Genomic DNA, 21089 nt, shown 5'->3' with positions numbered 1-21089 from the left:
TTTAAATTCTTTCTAAAACTTATTAAGTTACTCGATAATACCCATGATGTCTTCTTCTCTCATCATAAGAAGAGTTTCTCCATCAACTTTAATTTCACTACCAGCATATTTACCAAACAGCACTTTATTGCCTTTTTTAACATCTATTGGCTGAACAGAACCGTTACTTAACTTTTTACCATTACCAACTGCTACTACTTCACCTTCCATAGGTTTTTCTTGAGCACTACCAGTTAATATGATTCCCCCAGCTGATTTTGTTTCTTCTTCAGCACGACGAACTAGAACTCTATCTTGTAATGGACGAATACTCATAACAATATTACTCCTCTGTAATTATTTATATTTAAAGTTTTTTGAATCTTATATAAAGCTCAAACTACACCAGAGTTTTTTTGCTTTACACTTTACAATATTGAGACGTAAAAACATTTTTCAAGAAAAAATTAGAAAAGTAACACAAATATTTTTGCTACAATATTTATTTAGAAACATTAACATAGCTAGTTTAGATGAAAGAAATAGAACAAAATGCAAAACAAGCTTCTGATATGTTAAAAGCTATTTCTCATGAAGATCGTTTAAAAATACTCTGCTTATTGAATCAAAAGGAAATGTCTGTAAGTGAACTTTTAGAACATTCAAACCTTAGTCAATCAGCATTTTCTCAACATTTAAAGGTTTTAAGAGATAAGAAATTAGTAAAAACTAGAAAAGAATCGCAAACTGTTTTTTATAGTATAAAAGATCCTTCAGTAAATAAGATACTGCAAACCTTATATGAAATATATTGTGGCAATTAATTTTTCTTTAAACCTAATATAAATAATAGAAATTACTGCTAAATATTATAACTATTGCATTTTTAATAGCTTTTTTATAAAAAAGTGATTAAATTCGTATACTTTATATTAGTATATGCTAATATATATAAAACTAATTTAGATTTCTCTAAATATGAAAGAAATTGGAGAACATGCAAAGTCAGCTTCTGAAATGCTCAAAGCTATTTCTCATGAAGATAGATTAATAATACTTTGCTTACTAAATCAAAAAGAAATGACTGTAGGAGAATTGCTTGAGCACACTAACCTTAGTCAATCAGCATTTTCTCAACACTTAAAAGTGTTAAGAGAAAAAAGCTTAGTTAAAACTAGAAAGCAATCTCAGACTGTTTATTACAGCATAAAAAACCATGATGTTAATAGAATATTAGAAAGTTTATATCAAATTTATTGTAAACAAGGAGAAGCAAGATGATTAAAACAATTTCAGCAACAAAACTTGCAAAAAGATTAAAAAAAGAACCAATAAGAATAATAGATATCCGCAGTGAAGGTGAATTTAGTGGGGAACACATTAAAGGAGCTGAGAACATTCCAGCAACTAAAATAGGTAGTGAGTTAAAATACACTAAAGATGATATCTTGGTATTTAGCTGTCTTTCTGGAATGAGAACCAGAAATGCTTCAAGCTTATTTGAAAAATTAGATGCTAAAGAAACACTTATTTTAGATGGTGGCCTTAATGCTTGGAAAAGCACAAGACTAGAAACTGTTAAAGATGAGCAGGCTATACTAATGAGAAAGATTCAAATAGCCATTTTCATGATAATTGTGATCGGCTTTTTTATGGCTTTTTCAATAAATAAATACTTCCTGCTTTTAAGTGCATTTGGCGCAGCTGGTCTATTTATACTAAACAATCTAGTAAAACGTAATATTAAAATACCTTTCCTACAAACAAAATAACATATGGAGAATAAAATGATTGAAACAATATCTGCAACTGCACTAAATAAAAGACTACAAAATGAAAAAATAAGAATTATTGATATCCGTAGTGAGGATGAATTTAAAAGAGAACATATTGAAGGTGCTCAAAATGTCCCTGCTGAACATGTTGATGATGAGTTTTGCTATACAAATGATGATATTTTAGTTTTTAGCTGTATGTCTGGAGTAAGAACTCAAAACTGTTCTGCAAAATTTAAAAAAATGCATGCTAAAGAAGTTCTTATCTTACAAGGTGGATTAAATGCTTGGAAAAAGGAAGGACTAAAAACAAAAAAGAATGAAAAGGCTCCTCTGCCTATAATGAGACAAGTACAGATTATCGTAGGATCTATTATAATTTTAGGAGTTATTTTATCCTACACAGTTCACCATCACTTTATAATTTTAAGTGCTTTTTTTGGAGCTGGTTTACTATTTGCTGGTGTGACAGGAACTTGCGCTTTAGCAAAAGTACTTATGTACCTACCATATAATAAGAATTCAAAGTAAGGAACTATCATGTCAAAAAAATATTTAATTATAGGAGGTGTTGCTGGAGGTGCTACAACTGCAGCAAGACTCAGAAGATTAAATGAATCCGCTGAGATAATAATGTTTGAAAAAGGTCCTCATGTATCTTTCTCAAATTGTGGTTTACCCTATCATTTGGGTGGTCATATTGAACCTGCAGAAAAGCTTATCTTAATGACCCCTGAAAAATTTGATAAACAATTTAATATTGATGCTCGTACAAACTCAGAAGTTTTAAGCATAGATAAAGAAAATAAAATTGTTAATGTAAAAAATCACTTAACTGGTGAAGAATATACTGAAAATTATGACAAACTAATTATAGCTGTTGGAGCTAAGCCAATAGTCCCCCCTTTCAAAGGTTTAGAAACTATTCCTCACTTCACACTTAGGAATGTCGTAGATGTTGAAAAAATTCATAAGTCTGTATTTAATACAGAAAAGCCTGTTAAAGATATAGCTGTTATTGGAGCTGGCTTTATCGGTATTGAAGTTGCAGAGAACTTAAGAGAAAGAGGCTTTAATGTAACAATAATTGAAATGGCAGACCAGATAATGCGCCCTTTTGATTATGAAATGGCAAAGTTTTTAGAAAAAGAGCTATTAGACCACGGAGTAAATCTTCTTTTATCTGAAAAAGTTATTGGCTTTGAAGCAGATAAAGTTTTACTCGAATCAGGTAATCAAGTAAAAACTGATTTAGTTGTCCTTTCTCTTGGTGTCTCGCCTGATACGGCATTCTTAAAAGAAGCAGGCTTAGATCTTGCAAAAAGTGGTCACATTGTTGTAAATGATAATTATCAAACCTCTGATGAAAATATCTATGCTGCAGGTGATGCTATATTAGTTAAAAATGCTCTAACTGGACAAAAGTTTAATCTAGCACTTGCTGGCCCTGCTAGTAAACAAGGTAGATTAATTGCTGATCATATCAATGGTAAAAAAGTAATAAATAAGGGATACATTGGTTCATCAATAATTCAAGTTTTTGATTATACTGGCGCAAGTACAGGTTTAAATGAAGCATGGATTAAATTTCATAACCTTAATATAGACTATGATTTCACATATATAGCACCTATAGATAGAATCAGCATAATGCCTGGTGCTAAGCCAATATTCATGAAAATAATTTTCGAGAAAAGAACTGGGAAATTATTAGGTGCTCAAGCTATTGGTAAAGGTGATGTTGCTAAGCGAATGGATGTTTTTGCTACAGCTATCAAAGCAGGAATGACTGTAGAAGACTTACAAGACTTAGAGCTTTGCTATGCTCCTCCATATTCAACAGGTAAAGATGCTATTAACCATGCCGGTTATGTATCCACTAATATCTTACATGGTGACTTCAAACAAGTTCCTTTTACAAAGGTTGATAACCTTATAAAATTAGAAGCTCAAATCATAGATGTAAGAAACCCTAATGAAACTGCAAATGGAATGCTAAATACTGCTAAAAATATTCCTATGCCTGAAATTAGAAATAGATTAGCTGAGATTGATAAGACAAAGCCTGTTTATGTTCATTGTCGTACAGGTCAGAGATCTTACAATGTAGCGCTTATGCTACAACAGCATGGCTATGATGTATATAACATAGCTGGCTCTTATAGCATGATGTCTTATTATTTTGATACTATTGAGAGACTTACAGGTAAAAAAGCTCCTTTTAACAAGCCAAACTTTAATTAATTATTATCTTCAATATTTCCAAAAATTTTCTTATTAAGAAATAATAATTTGTATATCTATAAATTAGATGTTTAAAGTATATTTTAGTATACTTCCCGTTAGTTTTTTAATTTTATAAAATCTAGAGGTTAGAACTTAAATGAATCTAAAATTTAAACTCTTAATCTCAATTATCATAATGCTTTTCAGTAGCAACGCTTTTTCTTTAATTGGTAAGCTTAGTGAAAATAATGGAAAGATATTCTTTACAGAAGACAAAAATACTTATCAAATTATTTCTTCAGAGATTATTGTTAGTGAAATTCAAACCCTTATTCCTTTTAATACTTACGTAAAATTAGAGTCTTATGTTAAAGATGAAGATAAACATCTAATAGAAGTAAATGAGACCCCTACTATTATTAGCGGAAATATAGAAACAAGTGGGAAACTCATCAAAGATGAACAAAAACTTTACTTAGATAACGGTAAGACTAAAAAGCTAGTCAAATTTGCCAAAGCAATTAATTTTCATGGAAACCATTTTGATGAAAAATCAATCAACTTTTATATTAATAAAGATGTAAATGTAATTGGCACTTACAAAAATAATATATTTGAAATTACTGCAATAGTTGAGAAAGGTCTATATGATGACATCAATGCTGAATTCCCTATTGATCCTAAATATAAAGATAGCCTTAAGAATGACCCATTTAACTTCATACTAAAGGAACTACCACAAAATCAAATAACTCAAAAAATAAATTCATTTAAGACAACTATAATCAATAAACAGCCAATAAACCCAGGCGATTATATTTTAATAATTTCTCTAGCTGGAAGGAGTGGAGATGACTTTGATGCAGTTGCTGGTCACTTTGCTATAGGAACAGGAGTTATTAATGATAATAAGAAAATAGATAACTTTAAAGTATTCAATTTTTATACTAAAAATAATGGAAAAGGAATTATTCCTGGGAGTCTCACATATCAAGATTATTATGGTGGATTATCTACAGGACAAAGCAACTATAGGCCAGCATATACTATCATCCTATATAATGTGGATGAAAAGAAGTTAGAAAAAGCTAGTGAAGAAATTGAGAAGTCTTTATCTTATATGCGTGAGTATAACGATGATGGTGGCTTAACAAATGACTGTGTAAACTCTTCTCTAGATGCCTTATACTCAGCAAATATTGCTAAAGACAATAGTATTTTCAGTATAAGCAAAATCTATGATGGAACTAGTCAACCATATGACAAAAGCAAATATTCAGCTATAAATTATGTAATTTATTATCTATTTCACTCAAATGCTGACTTTATACCAAGAGCAGCCTTCATATCTATGTTAGAAAGATTAGAAAATTATGATATTTATAGAGCTGATTTCATATTTCAGCAACAAACCCCTTCTGGCAGACCTGAGGGCGGCATTCCTGTAAAAGATGGTCTAGACTATATATGGGCTGCTCATCTGGAGCAAGAAAGAATTAATAGCGCAAAAGAAAATAACCTAAATGGGAATGCTCAATATCAAGTCCCATGGGTTGCTTCAGAATTACAAAATGTCAACTTCTAGCTTTTAGAACTTATATAAAAAATACAGTATAATCAAAGTATATAAAATCTTATTAAAGGTGTTCTATGTATAAATATACTTTCGCTCTATTATTAATAATCTTATCTGGCAATGCTTTTGCTGATGAAAATCCCACGAATAAAGTAGAAATGTATAATACTGAAACTAATGACTCTATTGGATATATCGAAATAGAGCCCTCAAAGTATGGTGTTATATTTATACCTAACTTACACAATATTCCTACAGGCTATCATGGTTTTCATTTACATATTAATCCTGATTGTGGAGACAAAGGCATGAATGCTGGTGGGCATTATGACCCTGATAATACGGGTAAACATGAAGGACCATATGCAAATGGACACTTAGGAGATCTACCCGTACTATATGCAGATAATAATGGAAATATTACAAGTCCTGTATTAGCTCCTAGAATTACTCTAAATGACCTGCATAACCATTCATTAATGATACATGCTGGTGGAGATAACTACTCCGACTCTCCTGAAAAACTTGGCGGAGGTGGCGCTAGACTTGCCTGTGGAATAGTTAAATAAAATCCATATTAGAAACTTTATATTTCCTGAAAAGCTTATCTAATTTCAATAAATCTTATTCTTATAATATGTGACTCACTACTCTAAAACTAATTGTTCAAAGAATATGAGTTATTTAATAATTTTTAGAAAAGAAAAATTTGAAAGATTAATTAAGCTACTTGTTGTTGAACATTATTTGACGCTTGATCTAGTTTGTCACCTAACTTTTGAGCAGGGCTTCTTGTATCTAAAGCATCTTTAGCATTTGATGCAGCATTATCTACTGCTTCTCCAGCTTCTTCCGCAGGCCCATTAGGGTTTACAGCATCTTTAACATTCGATGCAGCATTATCTACCGCATCACCAGCCTTTTCTGCAGGCCCTCTAGGATCTAGCGCATCTTTAGCATTTGATGCTGCATTATCTATAGCGTCACCTGTTTTCTCTGCTGGCCCTCTAGTATCTAGTGCATCTTTCGCATCTGAAGCTTTATCACTAATATAATCGCCAGCATCAGAAACTTTTTCTTTTACTGTCTGACTAGCATTATCTACACTATCTCTAACCTCTCCAGAAGAACTATATAACACAAATCCAACAACTAAAACTGCTACTACTATACCAACTATTGTTAATGTTTTTTTATTCATGATAATTAATCCTCTTTGTTATTTATTATTGAAATTTTTCTTTAAAATCTTTAGCTTCTTTTTCAGCTTCATCTTTTGCTAAACCATATTTAGCTTGTAGGTATCCTGATAACTTTTGCGAGTTTGCCTTAACTTCTAATAACTCATCATCAGTAAGCTTTGCATATTTCTTTTTAACAGCTGCTTTAAACTGTTCCCACTTTCCTTCAACTATATGTTTATTCATCATTATCTCCTCTTATTTCTTATGATGTCACCATCTATTATGGCTGACAAAATTTATTTGTCAACATTTGTCAAAACTTTTTTACAGCAAAAATATTGAATGTTTGACAATAAATTAGACAATGATTTTTCTTTAATATTTTATTATTCTTATATAACAAATAAAGCACCCATAGCTTAACTGGATAGAGCGTTGCCCTCCGGAGGCAGATGCGGGGGTTCGAGTCCCTCTGGGTGTGCCACCTTAATTTTCAAGACTTCAGAATTATTAATAGATTTAAATAATAAAACTCAAGGTGCAAATTTAAATAAAAACATATAAATTTAGAATAAAATAATAAAACAGCTTCAAACTTTGAAATAAAAATTTATGACTAAAATCATACTCAATAATATTAAGGGAAATATAGGTGAATCATTATGGCATGCCCCACTTAGAAAGTTCCCATATCAAAGTGAGTTATTTGAATTATTAGATAAAGTTAAAAATATTAAAGATGATCGAATGGAAGCATTAATAACAATGCTTTTAGTTGAAAATAGAGTAGATCATTATTTATGTTATTTATTACCAAAAGCTAAATTTTGGTATGAAACTAAACCAACTTTCCATTCTAAAATTAACTTATTGAAGTCATTTAATCTTATACCTCCTTTAATTATAGAAAGTTGCATATTATTAAATAAAATAAGAAATGTTTTTGCTCATGACCTTGAAGTTAATTGTTTTAAAGATCTAGAAGAAAATAACCATAAGCTTTTAGAAAAGTTATCAAAAAATCCTAAAAGCAAGTTAGCTGATACAAATGATTATAATAGTATGTTTTCACAATTAAGGTTTTATGTATTAAACGCTCTTGATAGTTATTTATATAATGTTCAAGCATTTAAAGACGAAATATATTCTGAAAACATGCAAAATAAAATATACCTAAAAGCCTATGAAAAGGAGAGTTTTATTTTAAAAACAATTGAAGAAATGAATATAGGAGAAAGTAAACAAGTTGATAACGATATAACTATTATAAAAATAAGTAAAGATCAAACCAAAATATTTTTCAATAAAAGAAGACCATTTAAAGCCGAGATTTAAAACATTTAATTAATTTCAAGGTGCAACCTGAGGTGCAGTAATATTTATAAACATATATAATAAAAGCAATAATAAATATTTTTACGTAACCCTATGAGAAACTTTATTAAAGCCTTTTGTTTTATTAACCTTTCTATAGCTCCTTTTTTTCTTTTTGCTAATAATATATACACTTGGCGCTCTGAAAATGGCAATGTTGTTTTTTCTCAAACAGCTCCAGTATTTGAAGAAGAATATGAACGTGTTGGAGTAAACCCGACAAATAGACTTGGTGCGCAGTCACTTGCTGAAGAGCAACTATCAACTATTAAAAACAATTCTTTAATAGATGAGCAATCAACGACTAACCAAAACTCTAATAAATCTCAAAATAATATTTTAAGAGTAAAAATTCTTTCTCCTACAAAAGGTTCAAATATTTTTGTGCATAATGAGAAGCTTGCAATAGTGCTAGATCCTTCATTAGGTCCTGATGATCATCCTATATTTATAGTTAACGGTATACCAACACCTGCTCATTTCCAGAATAGAACATGGATGATAAACAGACCAAATCCAGGCCCTGTAACAATAAGTGTAAGAGGAAGTACTGCTGATAATAAAATGATTACAACTTCTAGCGATACTGATTTTGGAATACGAAGAGTATTAGGTAGAAGTTAGAAATAAAAATTAAGTGCTGGCTCAGCCACATCCCGGCACACGAATCAACGGCTACCGTTGCTTCCTTCCGGACCTGGCGGGGTTCACAATCTATCATTGCGGGAGGACCAAGTCAGCAAGCTATATACTACTAAACATATAGCCAAATTACAAGCTAACTTACCCGTAAAAGTTTCCATTATTTTAAACAACTTGTTATTATTTTATATTAAGCAATATAAATAAAAATAACGACAAAATGATAACTATAATATCCCCTGCAAAAAGTCAAAACTTTGACTCTATTTCAGAAAACTATAAATTTACTCAACCAATATTTAAGTCTGAAATAAAAGGTCTTATAAATATACTAAGGCACTATGAAGTAGATGAAATTGAGAAATTAATGAAAATTAGTGAAAACTTAGCTAATGAAGTTTTTGAGAAACATAATAAATTAAACTATGACGATTTTAATACAAAAAACTCTAAAGCAGCTATATTTACTTTTAGTGGCGATGTTTACAAGGGTCTAAATGCTGAAAGTCTAGATAAAAAAACTATTGAGTATGCTCAAGATCACTTATTAATGATTTCTGGGTTATATGGTGTTCTCCGCCCTCTTGATCTAATGCAAGCATATAGGCTAGAGATGGGAACAAAAATTAAAGTAGATGATAAAATCCTCCACAAATATTGGCAAGATAAAGTTACAAATCAGCTAAATGACTTCTTCTCAAAACAAAAAAATAAAACCCTAATAAATCTAGCTTCTAAAGAATATTCTCAAGCGATTAACCCGAAAAAACTAAAAGCTAACTGGTTAGATATTGATTTTAAAGAAAACAAGAGTGGCTCTTTTAAAACCATAGGGATTTTTGCAAAAAAAGCTCGAGGATTAATGGCTAGATATATTATGGAGAATCAAATAGACGATATCCAAGATATTAAGAAGTTTAATGTCGAAGGTTATTCTTTCAATAAAGATTTTTCAAAAGATAATTATTTCTGCTTTACTAGATAATTATGAAAATAAAAATATTATCTTTAGGTGAGAAACCACCAAAATGGGTTTGTGACGGATTTGATGAATATAAAAAAAGATTAAGTAAATCTATCCCTATAGAACTTATTGAATTACCTATAGCAAAACGTACTAAAACAAGTAACTCTTCTCTATGGTTAGCTCAAGAGGCTAAAACCATATTAAATAAGTTAAACGATAATGATCACTTAGTTATATTAGACGTAGCTTCTAAAATCATCTCTACTGAAGAATTAGCTCAAAAAATGGAAAACTGGAAACTTAACAATCCAAATGTTGTAATTCTAATAGGTGGACCTGATGGGATTGATGATAGTATTAAACAAATAGCGAAAGAAAAAATTTCAATTTCTAAAATGACATTCCCACACCCTATAGTAAGGATAATCATAACTGAACAACTATATAGAGCTTATACGATTCTAGAGGGTCACCCATATCACAAATAAACTATTTTGCTGTATAAGTATATAGATTAATAAATTTCCATGATATAAAATCACAATTAATTTAATATTAATATATTCATAAATATTTTTAAATAGTTATTAAGGATGAGAAATATGAACATGAAAGTGAAGTTAATTTCAGCTGCAACCTTAGCACTAATGGGCTCAACTGCTTTTGCTAATTGTAACATGACAGATTTTAAAAAAGGCTGGACTGGAAGCATCACATTTAAATGTGATAAAAATACAGACCTTCTAAAGAGTCCTATCAATTTCACATTATCTAATGGCGCTCAGGTTGGAAGTATATGGGGTCTACCTGGAAAAAGCACTATGACTAAAAATGGTAGCAACGCTACTATTACAGTAGAAAAATGGTGGCCTGAAGGAGAAGGATATGTATTACCTGCTGGAACATCAGCTACTATCTCTTTCTCTCCTAGCAATCCAGAATTTAGCGTTCAAAGCTTTGGGGTTATTGGTAGCTCGCCAACTCCAACTCCAACTCCAACTCCAACTCCAACTCCAACTCCAACTCCAACTCCAACTCCAACTCCAACTCCAACTCCAACTCCAACTCCAACTCCAACTCCAACTCCAACTCCAACAGGTGATTATCCTCAATATGTTGAAGGAACTGCTTATAAGAGTGGTGATATAGTTGCAAATGGTGGAAAACTGTATGTGTGTAAAACTGGCGTAGCTGCTTGGTGTGCTAGTGCTGCATGGGCTTATGCTCCTGGAACAGGAACAGCTTGGGATTCTGCATGGGATCTACATGATGGAAGCACTCCAACTGAACCTACAGATCCTACTAATCCAGAGGAGCCTAATAATCCTGAAGAAAATACTGATGGCAAATATGTTACTACTCAAGCTGCTTTAGATGCTAAAGAAGCTGAGTTAACAAGTGGTCCAGTAATGACTGCTGTTAAAAAGTCTATTGAAACTAGAGATAATAGTATAGTAGAAGCTGTTAAACCTGGTTTAGCAAGCAACCCTGAGAACGTTAAGCGTGTAGAAGGAATTATTTCTAACCAAAAATGGGATTATCTATTCCCTAAACGTTCTCCTGAGTATACTTATGAAAACTTCTTAAAAGCAGTAGCTAAGTTTCCTGCTTTCTGTGGTACTTATACTGACGGTAGAGACTCAGATGCTATTTGTCGTAAATCTTTAGCAACTATGTTTGCTCACTTCACTCAAGAAACTGGAGGACATACTTCTCATTGGGATGTTCCTGAATGGCGCCAAGGTCTAGTTCACATTCGTGAAATGGGATGGTCTGAGGGTCAACCTGGTGGATACAATGGTGAATGTAATCCTGATGTATGGCAAGGAAAAGCTTGGCCATGTGGTACATTTGAAAGTGGTCCTTACAAAGGTCAGTTCAAGTCATACTTTGGTAGAGGTGCTAAACAATTAAGTTATAACTATAACTATGGCCCATTCTCACAAGCTATGTTTGGTACAGTAAGAACATTATTAGATCAACCTGAATTAGTAGCAGACACATGGTTAAACTTGGCTTCAGCGGTATTCTTCTTTGTATACCCTCAACCACCTAAACCATCTATGCTACACGTTATTGATGGTACATGGCAGCCAAATGCTCGTGATAAGGAAAACTTATTAACTCCTGGCTTTGGTGTTACTACACAAATCATCAATGGTGGTGTAGAGTGTGGAGGTAGCGTAGAAGTTGCTCAATCTATGAACCGTATCAACTACTATGAAAACTTCGCTAAAGATCTTAATGTACCAATTCCTAATAATGAAGTATTAGGCTGTAAATTAATGAAACAGTTTGATGCTCAAGGCGCAGGTGCTACTCTAACTTACTGGGAACAAGACTTTGGCTACAATGCTAACAACCCTGGTGGTAAATCATATGCTTGTAAACTTGTAGGATATCAAACTCCATATTCAGCATTCACACCAGGTGACTATACTAAGTGTGTAAAACATTTCTTCCCTGATACAGTTATCGAAGATTAATTAATCAGACTAAATCTATATTCTTAACTAAACTAATTTTTTAAAAAATCTTTTTTCAATAAACATTGTCTATAGTTAAAAATATTATAGGCAATCAAATATATCAAATAATTCCTATTTAACTATCTATCATCAAGATATACTTAAAATATATTAATTAATATCCTCACGGGAAATTTATGAAAAAAAAAGTATTACTTATTAGTGCATTAATATTAATAACAACATCTATATCAATAGCTAATAACCGTAGTGATGCAGAAAATCAATGTAGATCAAAATGTAACGAGCAACGCAATACATGTAGAGACATATGTTTTAATGACCATAAAAATGACAATAACTATATTGCCATGAACCAATGTCAAGACAAATGTAATCCCATAAGCAACAAATGCGATGATGCTTGTGCTGGTAAGTAATTCATATATCTATTTTCTATAAGATCTATTAGTTTATAATTCTCTTTTCATTAGAATTAACTCCCACCTTTCATTTAAGTTTGGGATATCTAAAGTCTCTTTATCGTAAGCTATAAATCCTAATCTTTCATAACATCTTATAGCTGATATATTAAAATCAAAAACTTTTAGACTAATCTCTTGCAAACCCAATTCTTGTTTAGCATAGCTTAAAAGCTTTTTAATCATGACTGACCCTAACCCTTTATTTCTTTCTTTATCAGAAATTAATAATCTACCTATAGAAGCTGTACGATTATCTAAATCAAGTCTAATTATTTGACAATGTCCTATAGATCTTCCCAAAGAGTTTGTAACCCTAAACAACAAGACTTTATCATTTTGCATAGTTTGTTTAATTTGAGCTTCATCTAGAGGAAATTTATAATTTATACCTCCAAACTGATATAAAAATCTAATATCTGTACCATCAAGCCAATTTAATAAGTCTTTTATATCATTTTCAGTAAATTTTTCTAAGCTTATCATGAAGGTTTATCTTCACTTTTAAAAAGATATAAATAATCCCCATATCCCTCTTCTTTCATTTTGCTAACAGGAATAAATCTTAAGGCTGCTGAGTTCATACAATACCTTTCACCAGTAGGTGCAGGACCATCATCAAACACATGCCCCAAATGTGAGTTACCATACTTAGATCGAACTTCTGTTCTTGTCATGAACCAACTATTATCTTCATTTTCAACAATGAATTTACTATCGATTGGTTTTGTAAAGCTAGGCCAACCAGTTCCAGACTCATATTTATCTGTAGAGCTAAATAGTGGCTCACCTGAAACCACATCTACATATATACCCTGTTGATGATTGTCCCAATATTCATTTTTGAAAGGTCTTTCTGTGCCACCCTTCTGAGTAACATAAAACTGATCTTTATTAAGTTCTTTTATATTTTTAGATTTATCAAAGCTTTCCCAAGGTTCACTATTTTTAGCATAAGAAACTACTATACTTAAACAAACAATTATCATACTAATTAAGATTCTCATCTATAAGCTCCTCTTCTATTTAATAAATTTATTATACATTACTAAAACTTTACTTAGATCATCTATCGCTAAGGTTTGATATAATTCTTTTTATAATTACTAATAGGACGCTTTATGAGAAAAATTATTAGCTTATTAATATTCTTACTTTTTATTAATTTTTCTTGGGCAAAAAGCTCTCAATATAAAGAAGCTATTTTTGCTGGTGGTTGTTTTTGGTGTTTAGAATCAGATTTTGACTATATGAGAAACCATAAAGAGCTTAGCCATAATGGAATCATTAGAGTAGCATCTGGATATGATGGTGGAGAAACAAAAAGCCCAACTTATAAGCTAGTTTCCTCTGGCACTACAAACTATAAAGAATCAGTTCGAGTAGTTTATGATCCAAATAAGATAAGCTATAAAGAGCTTGTTGAATATTTTTTCCGTAGAATAAACCCTACAGACGCTGGTGGTCAATTCTGTGATAGAGGTGAGCAATATCAATCAGCAATCTATTATCTAGATCCTGAGCAGGAAAAAGTAGCTAAAGAAGTGACAAATAGTTTAAAGGCCGAATTCAAAAAAAATGACAAGGAAGTTTATACAGCTATATTACCAAGCACTCACTTCTATAAAGCAGAAAAATATCATCAAAAATATCATGATAAAAATCCAAAACGTTACTGTTATTACCGAACAGGTTGTGGTCGTGACAAAACTATAGATAAAGTTTGGGATGGAGTTAACTGGCAATACAGTAATATAAAACCATTTGATACACCAAACAATATAGTTGATTGTCTTAGTAGGTAATTTTTATCCAGAGGTATGTTATGAATAAAAAGATGAAACACCTTGCAGCAATAGAGTCTATAGATCAACTAGATGCCAACAAATGGAGCTTAGTAGCCACTCAAGAGAGACTTAACCTACTTTATAAAATCCGTAAAAATTTGGCTAAATATATTGATGAATTAGCATATTGTGATTCTAATATGAAAAACTCGAGATTAGGAGAGGATTTATATAGTCACTCATTCTCTAAAAGCGCTACTGTTTTTCCTTTTGCCACAGCCGTATCTGCTTGTATAGATCTATACAAATCACTTATAAAAGGAAAAACATTACAGCCAATAAGTATTAAAAAAGTTAAAGATGATTTACATGATGTTCATGTCTTCCCAAAAAACATAAAAGATAAAATTATTTATTTTGGAAGAAAAGACTATATCCGAGTAAAAGGAAATTCACAGCGAATTGATCCTTTAAATAAATCTCCCGAAATTATAGCTATATTAGGAGCTGGCAACTATAGCTCATCTTTGGAAATTATAAAAGCTATCTTCCTAGAAAATGCTGCAGTAATCCACAAGCCTCACCCTATAAACCATGAAACAGACAAAGTTTGGATAAAAGTTTTAGAACCTCTCATAGAAATTGGAGCACTCAGCTTTTGTGAGCCAAATGATGGGCAAGCCTTAACTCAAGATAAAAGATTATCAAAAATCTATTTTACTGGTGGAGCTAAAACAGCTGAGGCGATTATGGATTCAACAAATACTCCTTTAATATCAGAATGCGGAGGAAATAACCCTTGCATTATAGTACCTGGAGATCGTCTATGGACAAAAAAAGAAATTAAACATCAGGCTATCCAAATAGTAACTATAGCTAAATTAAATGGCGGTGCTATATGTGGTCGCCCACAAACTATTATTACATCAAAAAATTGGTCTCAACGTGAAGAGTTCCTAAATGCTATTAGAGATGCTATAAAAAATGACACTCCTGCTACAGGCACTTATTATCCAAATTCAGACCAAGTTAAAGAAGATTTCCATAAAAACTATCCAAATGCAGAGATTATAAAACCCGAAAATGGTTCTTATAAATCCTCAGATTTTATGTTAATCACAAATGTTAATGAAAATGACTTCTGCATAACTAAAGAAGCCTTCTGCCAAATAATGGATGAAATTTCTCTTGATACTGCAGCAACTGCCGAGGAGTTTCTACCTAAAGCTGTAGACTTCTGTAATACCAAGCTACATGGAACTTTAACAAGTTGCATTCTAATAGATGAAACCACAAAAAAAGCTAATAGAGAAATCCTAGAAAAAGCTATTACAAATATGAAATATGGAAGTGTCACAGTAAACATTATGTCTGTACTTACCTTCTTCAATCCTTACTTAACTTGGGGAGGAAATGAGGATAAAAATAAGATAGTTTCTGGTCATGGCAATTTTGGTAACTTACTAAATTATGAAAATGTAGAGAAATCTATCATCTATGACAAGTTTATTTCTCCTGGACATTTATTAAATACAAATAAAACTTCTATGGATAAGCTTTATAGATGCATGGCTAATTACTCTATAAATCCGAACTGGAGTAATTTATTCAAAATGCTAGCAACAACTGTGATAGGTAAGCTTAAGAAAAAGGACTTTTAAATGCCTTATGAATTAACCATACGTTTATTTTTCTTTCTCAGCATTTTACTAATAATGATGGTTTGGGAAATCATCGCACCAAGAAGAAAACAAAAGGTTTCTAAAAAGATTCGCTGGGTTAATAATATATCCTTAATAATTATAAATTCTATAATAATTCGTTTACTATTTCCAGCGGCTGCAGTTGGTATTGCTATATGGTGTAGCCAAAATCATTTAGGGCTTTTAAATGCTTTAGATATTCCTCAATGGTTAAAGGTGATAATAGCTTTTTTAGTCCTCGACCTTGCTATATTTTTACAACACGTTTTATTCCATTATTTACCAGTATTTTGGCGAATACACAAAGTACATCATGCTGACTTAGACTTTGATGTAACAACTGGATTGCGCTTCCATCCTATTGAGATAGTATTATCAATGTTAATCAAATTCATGGTGATAATTTTTATAGGTGCATCAGTAGAATCTGTCATAATTTTTGAAATTGTCCTAAATGCCACTTCAATGTTTAATCATTCAAATATTAAACTTTCTTTGATGATTGATAAATATTTACGCTATTTCATTATCACGCCAGATATGCACCGTATACATCATTCTGTAATACCAAAGGAGACTAATTCAAATTTCGGATTTAATTTATCTCTATGGGATAGATTATTTGCCACATATCGTGCTAATGCCGCCAATGATCAAACAACTATGGATATCGGCTTAAGTGAGCATAGAGATATTGTACAAACTCAAAAGCTTTTAGGAATGATTAAGATGCCTTTCGAGGATAATCAAGATCCCCAAAACTAATAATATTCTCCAATATATCTCTATAGTCTTTAACTAGCTTCTCCATAAGTTCACTGTCAAATAAAGCTTTTCTATACTGGAATCTAAATTTTATTTTATTTGGTGAATCATCATCATAATAAAGAGACATTTCATTAGAAACATTAGATGACCAAGGAATATTTAACTGTTCATTTATAACACCATCTAAAGCTAAACCTTCCGAATTTAAATAGGTTTGAGTTATATTAGCATTAAACATACTTTCTGCTTTTTTACCTAAATTTATTTGATCATTAATAAGATCTAAATACATATATCTTGAGTGCTTCTTTATAACCTTCCTTTGCTCAGTAAGTTGAGAGAGTAAATCTTTAAAGCCCGATATTTTATCAAATTCTAATTTAAATAAATTATTAGTTATAAAGCACCCCACTACTTCACCAAACCCAGGAGGTCTTACATTAATTGGAAAACTAAGCATGAAATTTTTCTGCTTACTATACCTATAAATTATTACACTAAAGACAGCTACCAACACTCCAAATAAAGTTGTATTGTTCTTTTTTGCAATCTTTTTTAGCTTTTTCTTTTCTTCGCCATCTAAGAAAAAATATATAAAGCTCCCAGTTCTATCTTTTTTATCTACATGAGCATCTTTATAAGGTAAATTAATACTTACTGGTGTATCACCAATAAAAGATAACCAAAACTGCTTTGCTTCATCTATATAACTCTGTGTAAGCAGTTCCTGTTCTTTTTCTATAGCTTTAAAGAAACTTTGAGTTTTTATATTAGGCTCTTCTCCTCTAATAATAGTGTTATATGCTAGCTGAACCTGCTTAACTATTTGAAGCATATACTCACCATCTGAGATAACATGGTGGACATTCGATAATACAAAAATGAATTCATTTTTATTTGGTATATTAATTAAATAAATTCTGAGTAATTTTCCAGCAGTTAAGTCAAAGGTGATGTCTAAAAGATCTCGCAACTGCTTAACCATAGGAGAGCCAGTATCAAATTCTCTTTCTTGATAAATATCATCTATACCAAAATCAATGTAACTACAGCTTTCTCCATCAACTGAAAACTTTGCATGAACTATATCATTATTCTGAATAAATAACTCACACGCCCTCTTCAAAGCAACTTTATTCAAACCACCTTTTAGTTTATAAACTATAGACACATTATGCATGTTATCAGGTCGTTTCTTCCAGTCTAAAAAGAATCTATTCTGATATCTAGATATTGGCATCCATCTCATACTATACCAATTTAAATTTTATATAATCCTCAACTCAGCAATTTTATATTTCTTACTAAAAATGACAAGGATTATTTAGTATTTATAGCTAAATTTTTTAATCACCAAATAAAACAATTCTAAATATTGCTTTTCTAACCAAGTAAAACTATCCTAAGTTCAATATTTATATTTTGTGGAAAAATTATGATATTAATATTTGGAGCTATTTTAGGGTTTATTTCAGTTGCATTTGGAGCTTATGCTGAGCATGGTTTAAAAATGAACATTACTCCTGAGCATTTTGACTTCATAATGACAGCTATCCGCTATAATCAACTTTATGCCATAGTTATAAGTGGCATAGGATTAGTGGCATTAAATGGTGGAAAATTAGCTAGTAGCATCACTTTAAAGCTATCTGGATTTTTATTCATTATTGGTACGCTACTATTTAGTTTTAGCATCTATTTTTCAATAATTTTTGATATTCCCCAATTACTTAGATTAACTCCTATAGGAGGAACTACTCTTATGATTGGATGGATAGTTTTAGGAATCGTTAGTTTACTAACTTTAAGAAAGAAATAAGAAATTATTCTTGAACATCAAATCTGCCTAGCATCATTACTTTATGCCATGCTTTAGCAAAATCGTTCACAAACTTCTGCTCATTACCATTTTCAGCATATACTTGAGCAACGGCTTTAAGCTCAGAATTAGAACCAAAGATTAGATCAACAGAAGATGCTGTCCATTTTTGCTCGCCTGACTTTCTATCATAAGCAATATATTCTCCATCAACTTTATTAGATTTTTTCCACTCATTAGAGAAATCTAATAAGTTAACAAAGAAACTATTATTAAGCTTACCAGGAGTTGATGTAAATACACCCTCTTGAGAATTATCATAGTTAGCGCCCAACACTCTTAAACCACCGACTAAAACAGTCATCTCTGGAATATTCAAATTAAGCATACTTGCTTTCTCAACTAATGCTTGAGGAAGTTTGTCAGAACCTTCGCTACCGTCAGTATAATTTGTAAATCCATCAGACTTAGTTTTTAGATAGTTAAATGATTCAACATCTGTCTGCTCTTGAGTAGCGTCTGTTCTACCTGGCACAAATGGAACTTCTACTGTGTATCCAGCTTCTTTAGCAGCTTGTTCAACACCTACATTACCACCTAGGACTATTAAGTCTGCTAACGATACTTTTGTACCATCTTTCTTACTATTGTTAAAGTTAGCTTGTATTTCTTTCAACTTAGTAAGTACTTTTTCAAGCTGTTCAGGTTCATTCATTGTCCAATCTTTTTCAGGAGCTAATGCGATTCTTGCACCATTTGCGCCACCTCTATAGTCAGTCTTACGATAAGTTGAAGCTGATGCCCATGCTGTTTTCACAAGCTTAGAATTAGTTAACCCAGAGTTTATGATATCTTGCTTAAGTTGCTCTATATCCTGCTGAGAAACTTGTTTGTAATCAGCCTTAGGAACAGGATCCTGCCATATAAAGTTTTGTTGAGGAATCCATGGACCTATATATCTTGATTTAGGACCCATATCTCTATGAGTTAGCTTAAACCATGCTTCAGCAAAAGCTTTCTTAAACTCTGCTGGATTTTTATAAAACTCTTCAGCATATTTATTAAAAGAAGGATCTTCTCTTAATGCTAAATCTGTCGTAAACATAATTGGTTTATGATAAGTATCTGCTTTATGTGCATCAGGAACCATATTATCTTTCTTAGCATCAGTTGGAGTCCATTGATGAGCACCTGCTGGGCTTAAAGTTTTCTTCCAGTTTAGATTATACAGATTATTTAAGAAGTCGTGATTCCACTGCGTTGGCGTAGTTGTCCACGAGCCTTCCAAACCACTACCCATAGTATCATCACCTGTACCAGTTCCATAGCTGTTATGCCAGCCTAAACCTTGCTGCTCAATTGGAGCCTTATCTGGTGCTGGACCAATATCTTTTTTCACATCTTTAGCTGGCACTGCACCATGAGTTTTACCAAAAGTATGTCCACCAGCAATTAGAGCAACAGTCTCTCTATCATTCATACCCATACCACCAAAAGCTTGGCGTATAGCACTTGCAGCACCAGCTTTATCAGGTTTTCCATCTGGACCTTCAGGATTCACATATATCAATCCCATTTGAGTAGCAGAGAATGGCTTTTCAAGCTTGCCATTTTTCACATTACTAGATAACTCTTCTGGGCTAACTCCCCAATTAGTATTATCCGCTTGCCAATCATCCTGTCTACCAAAAGCAAAGCCAATTGGCTCCATACCCATTGATTCTAATGAAACAGTACCTGCTAAGACTATTAAATCAGACCATGAAACTGCATTTCCATACTTCTGCTTTATAGGCCATAGAAGCTGTCTAGCTTTATCAAGGTTTACGTTATCTGGCCAACTGTTTAATGGAGAAAAGCGTTGTTGACCACGATTTGCCCCACCTCTACCATCATAGATTCTATATGTGCCAGCATCATGCCAAGATAGCCTAATAAAGAAAGGACCATAGTTACCAAAATCTGCAGGCCACCAATCTTGCGACTGTGTTAGCAAATCTTTCATATCTTGCTTTAATTGTTCAACATCTAATTTTTTAAATGCTTCATTATAGTTGTAGTCTTTACCCATAGGACTATCTATAGCATTTAAATTACGTAATGGTGATAAATCTACACTTTGTGGTGAAAGGTTATCATTCGTAGTAGATTTACTATCAGCCATTACACTATTTGCCGATAGCAACATACCTGACAAGCCTAGAGCTGTGACAATTTTTTTAAGCATCATTGAAGAATCCTTTTTATAAAGTTATATAAAGTATAAATATCTGATTCTAGATTTTTATACCCTCTATAAGTTAGGTTTAATATCTAACCTATATTAAGAATAATAAGTT

The 21089-nt window shown here is 31.8% G+C and carries 24 protein-coding genes, 1 tRNA gene and 1 other RNA gene; 18 read left to right on the top strand and 8 right to left on the bottom strand.

The annotated features are described in order from the left end of the window. Nucleotides 1-27: 27 nt before the first annotated feature. Complete coding sequence (locus tag DNK87_RS05465; protein ID WP_119329877.1) at nt 28-315, bottom strand: co-chaperone GroES; 288 nt, start codon at nt 313-315, stop codon at nt 28-30. Nucleotides 316-512: 197 nt separating this feature from the next. Between DNK87_RS05465 and DNK87_RS05460 the strand changes: the two genes are divergently transcribed. From DNK87_RS05460 to DNK87_RS05430, 7 genes are all read left to right on the top strand, one after another. Continuing rightward, nucleotides 513-803, top strand: a complete 291-nt coding sequence (locus DNK87_RS05460) for an ArsR/SmtB family transcription factor (RefSeq protein ID WP_071663099.1) — start codon at nt 513-515, stop codon at nt 801-803. A gap of 154 nt (nt 804-957) precedes the next feature. Then, nucleotides 958-1260 (top strand): ArsR/SmtB family transcription factor, encoded by a 303-nt coding sequence (locus tag DNK87_RS05455; RefSeq protein ID WP_119329876.1) that lies wholly within the window; start codon nt 958-960, stop codon nt 1258-1260. After that, nucleotides 1257-1751, top strand: coding sequence for a rhodanese-like domain-containing protein (locus tag DNK87_RS05450; protein WP_119329875.1), 495 nt, complete (start codon nt 1257-1259; stop codon nt 1749-1751). The genes DNK87_RS05455 and DNK87_RS05450 overlap by 4 nt, the downstream gene beginning before the upstream one ends. 15 nt (nt 1752-1766) lie before the next feature. Then, complete coding sequence (locus DNK87_RS05445; RefSeq protein WP_119330145.1) at nt 1767-2285, top strand: rhodanese-like domain-containing protein; 519 nt, start codon at nt 1767-1769, stop codon at nt 2283-2285. A 9-nt stretch (nt 2286-2294) separates the two neighbouring features. Then, entirely contained in the window at nt 2295-3998 is a 1704-nt protein-coding gene (locus tag DNK87_RS05440; RefSeq protein ID WP_162523385.1) for an FAD-dependent oxidoreductase, read from the top strand. Between the two features lie 139 nt (nt 3999-4137). Further along, nucleotides 4138-5565, top strand: coding sequence for a hypothetical protein (locus DNK87_RS05435; RefSeq protein WP_119329873.1), 1428 nt, complete (start codon nt 4138-4140; stop codon nt 5563-5565). Nucleotides 5566-5630: 65 nt separating this feature from the next. Beyond that, nucleotides 5631-6125, top strand: coding sequence for a superoxide dismutase family protein (locus tag DNK87_RS05430; RefSeq protein ID WP_119329872.1), 495 nt, complete (start codon nt 5631-5633; stop codon nt 6123-6125). Nucleotides 6126-6277: 152 nt separating this feature from the next. Here DNK87_RS05430 and DNK87_RS05425 read toward each other — a convergent pair whose 3' ends face one another. Together DNK87_RS05425 and DNK87_RS05420 are read right to left on the bottom strand one after the other, a co-directional pair. Beyond that, nucleotides 6278-6757, bottom strand: coding sequence for a hypothetical protein (locus DNK87_RS05425; protein WP_119329871.1), 480 nt, complete (start codon nt 6755-6757; stop codon nt 6278-6280). A gap of 25 nt (nt 6758-6782) precedes the next feature. After that, nucleotides 6783-6983: a CsbD family protein gene (locus DNK87_RS05420; RefSeq protein ID WP_119329870.1), complete on the bottom strand. Its 201-nt coding sequence runs from the start codon at nt 6981-6983 to the stop codon at nt 6783-6785. 165 nt (nt 6984-7148) lie between these two features. Here DNK87_RS05420 and DNK87_RS05415 point away from each other — a divergent pair. The 3 genes from DNK87_RS05415 to DNK87_RS05405 all read left to right on the top strand — a co-directional run bounded on the left by DNK87_RS05415 (nt 7149) and on the right by DNK87_RS05405 (nt 8738). Next, a tRNA-Arg gene (locus DNK87_RS05415) sits at nt 7149-7224 on the top strand. A gap of 128 nt (nt 7225-7352) precedes the next feature. Continuing rightward, nucleotides 7353-8075 (top strand): hypothetical protein, encoded by a 723-nt coding sequence (locus tag DNK87_RS05410; RefSeq protein WP_119329869.1) that lies wholly within the window; start codon nt 7353-7355, stop codon nt 8073-8075. Between the two features lie 93 nt (nt 8076-8168). Further along, nucleotides 8169-8738: a DUF4124 domain-containing protein gene (locus DNK87_RS05405; protein ID WP_119329868.1), complete on the top strand. Its 570-nt coding sequence runs from the start codon at nt 8169-8171 to the stop codon at nt 8736-8738. A gap of 16 nt (nt 8739-8754) precedes the next feature. Here DNK87_RS05405 and ffs read toward each other — a convergent pair. Further along, an RNA gene (gene ffs / locus DNK87_RS05400) (signal recognition particle sRNA small type) lies at nt 8755-8851 on the bottom strand. A 125-nt stretch (nt 8852-8976) separates the two neighbouring features. On the opposite strand from ffs, the gene yaaA reads away from it, so the two are divergent. The 4 genes from yaaA (at nt 8977) to DNK87_RS05380 (ending at nt 12631) form a co-directional block, all read left to right on the top strand. Beyond that, nucleotides 8977-9741, top strand: coding sequence for a peroxide stress protein YaaA (gene yaaA / locus DNK87_RS05395; RefSeq protein ID WP_119329867.1), 765 nt, complete (start codon nt 8977-8979; stop codon nt 9739-9741). A gap of 2 nt (nt 9742-9743) precedes the next feature. Next, the gene (gene rlmH, locus DNK87_RS05390) at nt 9744-10211 is read left to right on the top strand and encodes a 23S rRNA (pseudouridine(1915)-N(3))-methyltransferase RlmH (RefSeq protein WP_119329866.1); all 468 of its coding nucleotides are present in this window, start codon (nt 9744-9746) and stop codon (nt 10209-10211) included. A gap of 114 nt (nt 10212-10325) precedes the next feature. Further along, nucleotides 10326-12209, top strand: a complete 1884-nt coding sequence (locus tag DNK87_RS05385; protein WP_159240229.1) for a glycoside hydrolase family 19 protein — start codon at nt 10326-10328, stop codon at nt 12207-12209. 179 nt (nt 12210-12388) lie between these two features. After that, nucleotides 12389-12631: a hypothetical protein gene (locus DNK87_RS05380; RefSeq protein ID WP_159240227.1), complete on the top strand. Its 243-nt coding sequence runs from the start codon at nt 12389-12391 to the stop codon at nt 12629-12631. Between the two features lie 33 nt (nt 12632-12664). Here the strand turns inward: DNK87_RS05380 and DNK87_RS05375 are convergent, their stop codons facing one another. Together DNK87_RS05375 and msrB are read right to left on the bottom strand one after the other, a co-directional pair. Next, nucleotides 12665-13159 (bottom strand): GNAT family N-acetyltransferase, encoded by a 495-nt coding sequence (locus DNK87_RS05375; RefSeq protein WP_119329864.1) that lies wholly within the window; start codon nt 13157-13159, stop codon nt 12665-12667. After that, nucleotides 13156-13662 (bottom strand): peptide-methionine (R)-S-oxide reductase MsrB, encoded by a 507-nt coding sequence (gene msrB / locus DNK87_RS05370; protein ID WP_377654946.1) that lies wholly within the window; start codon nt 13660-13662, stop codon nt 13156-13158. Before msrB ends, DNK87_RS05375 begins: the two co-directional genes overlap by 4 nt. Before the next feature lie 132 nt (nt 13663-13794). On the opposite strand from msrB, the gene msrA reads away from it, so the two are divergent. From msrA to DNK87_RS05355, 3 genes are read left to right on the top strand one after another with little or no spacing between them, the layout of a single operon-like run. Continuing rightward, entirely contained in the window at nt 13795-14478 is a 684-nt protein-coding gene (gene msrA / locus DNK87_RS05365; RefSeq protein WP_119329862.1) for a peptide-methionine (S)-S-oxide reductase MsrA, read from the top strand. 20 nt (nt 14479-14498) lie between these two features. Next, a complete protein-coding gene (locus tag DNK87_RS05360; RefSeq protein ID WP_211360951.1) occupies nt 14499-16121 on the top strand; it encodes an aldehyde dehydrogenase family protein in 1623 nt (540 codons plus the stop codon). Then, nucleotides 16122-16928 (top strand): sterol desaturase family protein, encoded by an 807-nt coding sequence (locus DNK87_RS05355; protein WP_119329861.1) that lies wholly within the window; start codon nt 16122-16124, stop codon nt 16926-16928. Here DNK87_RS05355 and DNK87_RS05350 read toward each other — a convergent pair. Further along, on the bottom strand, nt 16888-18180 hold the full coding sequence (locus DNK87_RS05350) for a condensation domain-containing protein (RefSeq protein WP_119329860.1): 1293 nt from the start codon (nt 18178-18180) through the stop codon (nt 16888-16890). The two genes, DNK87_RS05355 and DNK87_RS05350, sit on opposite strands and share 41 nt — an antisense overlap. A gap of 186 nt (nt 18181-18366) precedes the next feature. Here DNK87_RS05350 and DNK87_RS05345 point away from each other — a divergent pair, with 186 nt between their 5' ends. Continuing rightward, the gene (locus DNK87_RS05345; protein WP_119329859.1) at nt 18367-18750 is read left to right on the top strand and encodes a DUF423 domain-containing protein; all 384 of its coding nucleotides are present in this window, start codon (nt 18367-18369) and stop codon (nt 18748-18750) included. A 4-nt stretch (nt 18751-18754) separates the two neighbouring features. On the opposite strand, the gene katG is transcribed toward DNK87_RS05345, so the two are convergent. After that, entirely contained in the window at nt 18755-20977 is a 2223-nt protein-coding gene (gene katG, locus DNK87_RS05340; protein WP_119330143.1) for a catalase/peroxidase HPI, read from the bottom strand. Nucleotides 20978-21089 lie beyond the last annotated feature (112 nt).

The sequence above is a fragment of the Pseudofrancisella aestuarii genome (genome assembly GCF_003574475.2).
In the GTDB taxonomy this organism is placed as follows: Bacteria; Pseudomonadota; Gammaproteobacteria; order Francisellales; family Francisellaceae; genus Francisella; species Francisella aestuarii.
This window is presented reverse-complemented; position numbering and strand designations above follow the sequence as displayed.

What these genes read in the sequence shown, in the direction of transcription:
- DNK87_RS05465 (WP_119329877.1), bottom strand. Translation starts at nt 315, where the DNA reads ATGAGTATTCGTCCATTACAAGATAGAGTTCTAGTTCGTCGTGCTGAA.
- DNK87_RS05460 (WP_071663099.1), top strand. Translation starts at nt 513, where the DNA reads ATGAAAGAAATAGAACAAAATGCAAAACAAGCTTCTGATATGTTAAAA.
- DNK87_RS05455 (WP_119329876.1), top strand. Translation starts at nt 958, where the DNA reads ATGAAAGAAATTGGAGAACATGCAAAGTCAGCTTCTGAAATGCTCAAA.
- DNK87_RS05450 (WP_119329875.1), top strand. Translation starts at nt 1,257, where the DNA reads ATGATTAAAACAATTTCAGCAACAAAACTTGCAAAAAGATTAAAAAAA.
- DNK87_RS05445 (WP_119330145.1), top strand. Translation starts at nt 1,767, where the DNA reads ATGATTGAAACAATATCTGCAACTGCACTAAATAAAAGACTACAAAAT.
- DNK87_RS05440 (WP_162523385.1), top strand. Translation starts at nt 2,295, where the DNA reads ATGTCAAAAAAATATTTAATTATAGGAGGTGTTGCTGGAGGTGCTACA.
- DNK87_RS05435 (WP_119329873.1), top strand. Translation starts at nt 4,138, where the DNA reads ATGAATCTAAAATTTAAACTCTTAATCTCAATTATCATAATGCTTTTC.
- DNK87_RS05430 (WP_119329872.1), top strand. Translation starts at nt 5,631, where the DNA reads ATGTATAAATATACTTTCGCTCTATTATTAATAATCTTATCTGGCAAT.
- DNK87_RS05425 (WP_119329871.1), bottom strand. Translation starts at nt 6,757, where the DNA reads ATGAATAAAAAAACATTAACAATAGTTGGTATAGTAGTAGCAGTTTTA.
- DNK87_RS05420 (WP_119329870.1), bottom strand. Translation starts at nt 6,983, where the DNA reads ATGAATAAACATATAGTTGAAGGAAAGTGGGAACAGTTTAAAGCAGCT.
- DNK87_RS05410 (WP_119329869.1), top strand. Translation starts at nt 7,353, where the DNA reads ATGACTAAAATCATACTCAATAATATTAAGGGAAATATAGGTGAATCA.
- DNK87_RS05405 (WP_119329868.1), top strand. Translation starts at nt 8,169, where the DNA reads ATGAGAAACTTTATTAAAGCCTTTTGTTTTATTAACCTTTCTATAGCT.
- yaaA (WP_119329867.1), top strand. Translation starts at nt 8,977, where the DNA reads ATGATAACTATAATATCCCCTGCAAAAAGTCAAAACTTTGACTCTATT.
- rlmH (WP_119329866.1), top strand. Translation starts at nt 9,744, where the DNA reads ATGAAAATAAAAATATTATCTTTAGGTGAGAAACCACCAAAATGGGTT.
- DNK87_RS05385 (WP_159240229.1), top strand. Translation starts at nt 10,326, where the DNA reads ATGAACATGAAAGTGAAGTTAATTTCAGCTGCAACCTTAGCACTAATG.
- DNK87_RS05380 (WP_159240227.1), top strand. Translation starts at nt 12,389, where the DNA reads ATGAAAAAAAAAGTATTACTTATTAGTGCATTAATATTAATAACAACA.
- DNK87_RS05375 (WP_119329864.1), bottom strand. Translation starts at nt 13,159, where the DNA reads ATGATAAGCTTAGAAAAATTTACTGAAAATGATATAAAAGACTTATTA.
- msrB (WP_377654946.1), bottom strand. Translation starts at nt 13,662, where the DNA reads ATGATAATTGTTTGTTTAAGTATAGTAGTTTCTTATGCTAAAAATAGT.
- msrA (WP_119329862.1), top strand. Translation starts at nt 13,795, where the DNA reads ATGAGAAAAATTATTAGCTTATTAATATTCTTACTTTTTATTAATTTT.
- DNK87_RS05360 (WP_211360951.1), top strand. Translation starts at nt 14,499, where the DNA reads ATGAATAAAAAGATGAAACACCTTGCAGCAATAGAGTCTATAGATCAA.
- DNK87_RS05355 (WP_119329861.1), top strand. Translation starts at nt 16,122, where the DNA reads ATGCCTTATGAATTAACCATACGTTTATTTTTCTTTCTCAGCATTTTA.
- DNK87_RS05350 (WP_119329860.1), bottom strand. Translation starts at nt 18,180, where the DNA reads ATGAGATGGATGCCAATATCTAGATATCAGAATAGATTCTTTTTAGAC.
- DNK87_RS05345 (WP_119329859.1), top strand. Translation starts at nt 18,367, where the DNA reads ATGATATTAATATTTGGAGCTATTTTAGGGTTTATTTCAGTTGCATTT.
- katG (WP_119330143.1), bottom strand. Translation starts at nt 20,977, where the DNA reads ATGCTTAAAAAAATTGTCACAGCTCTAGGCTTGTCAGGTATGTTGCTA.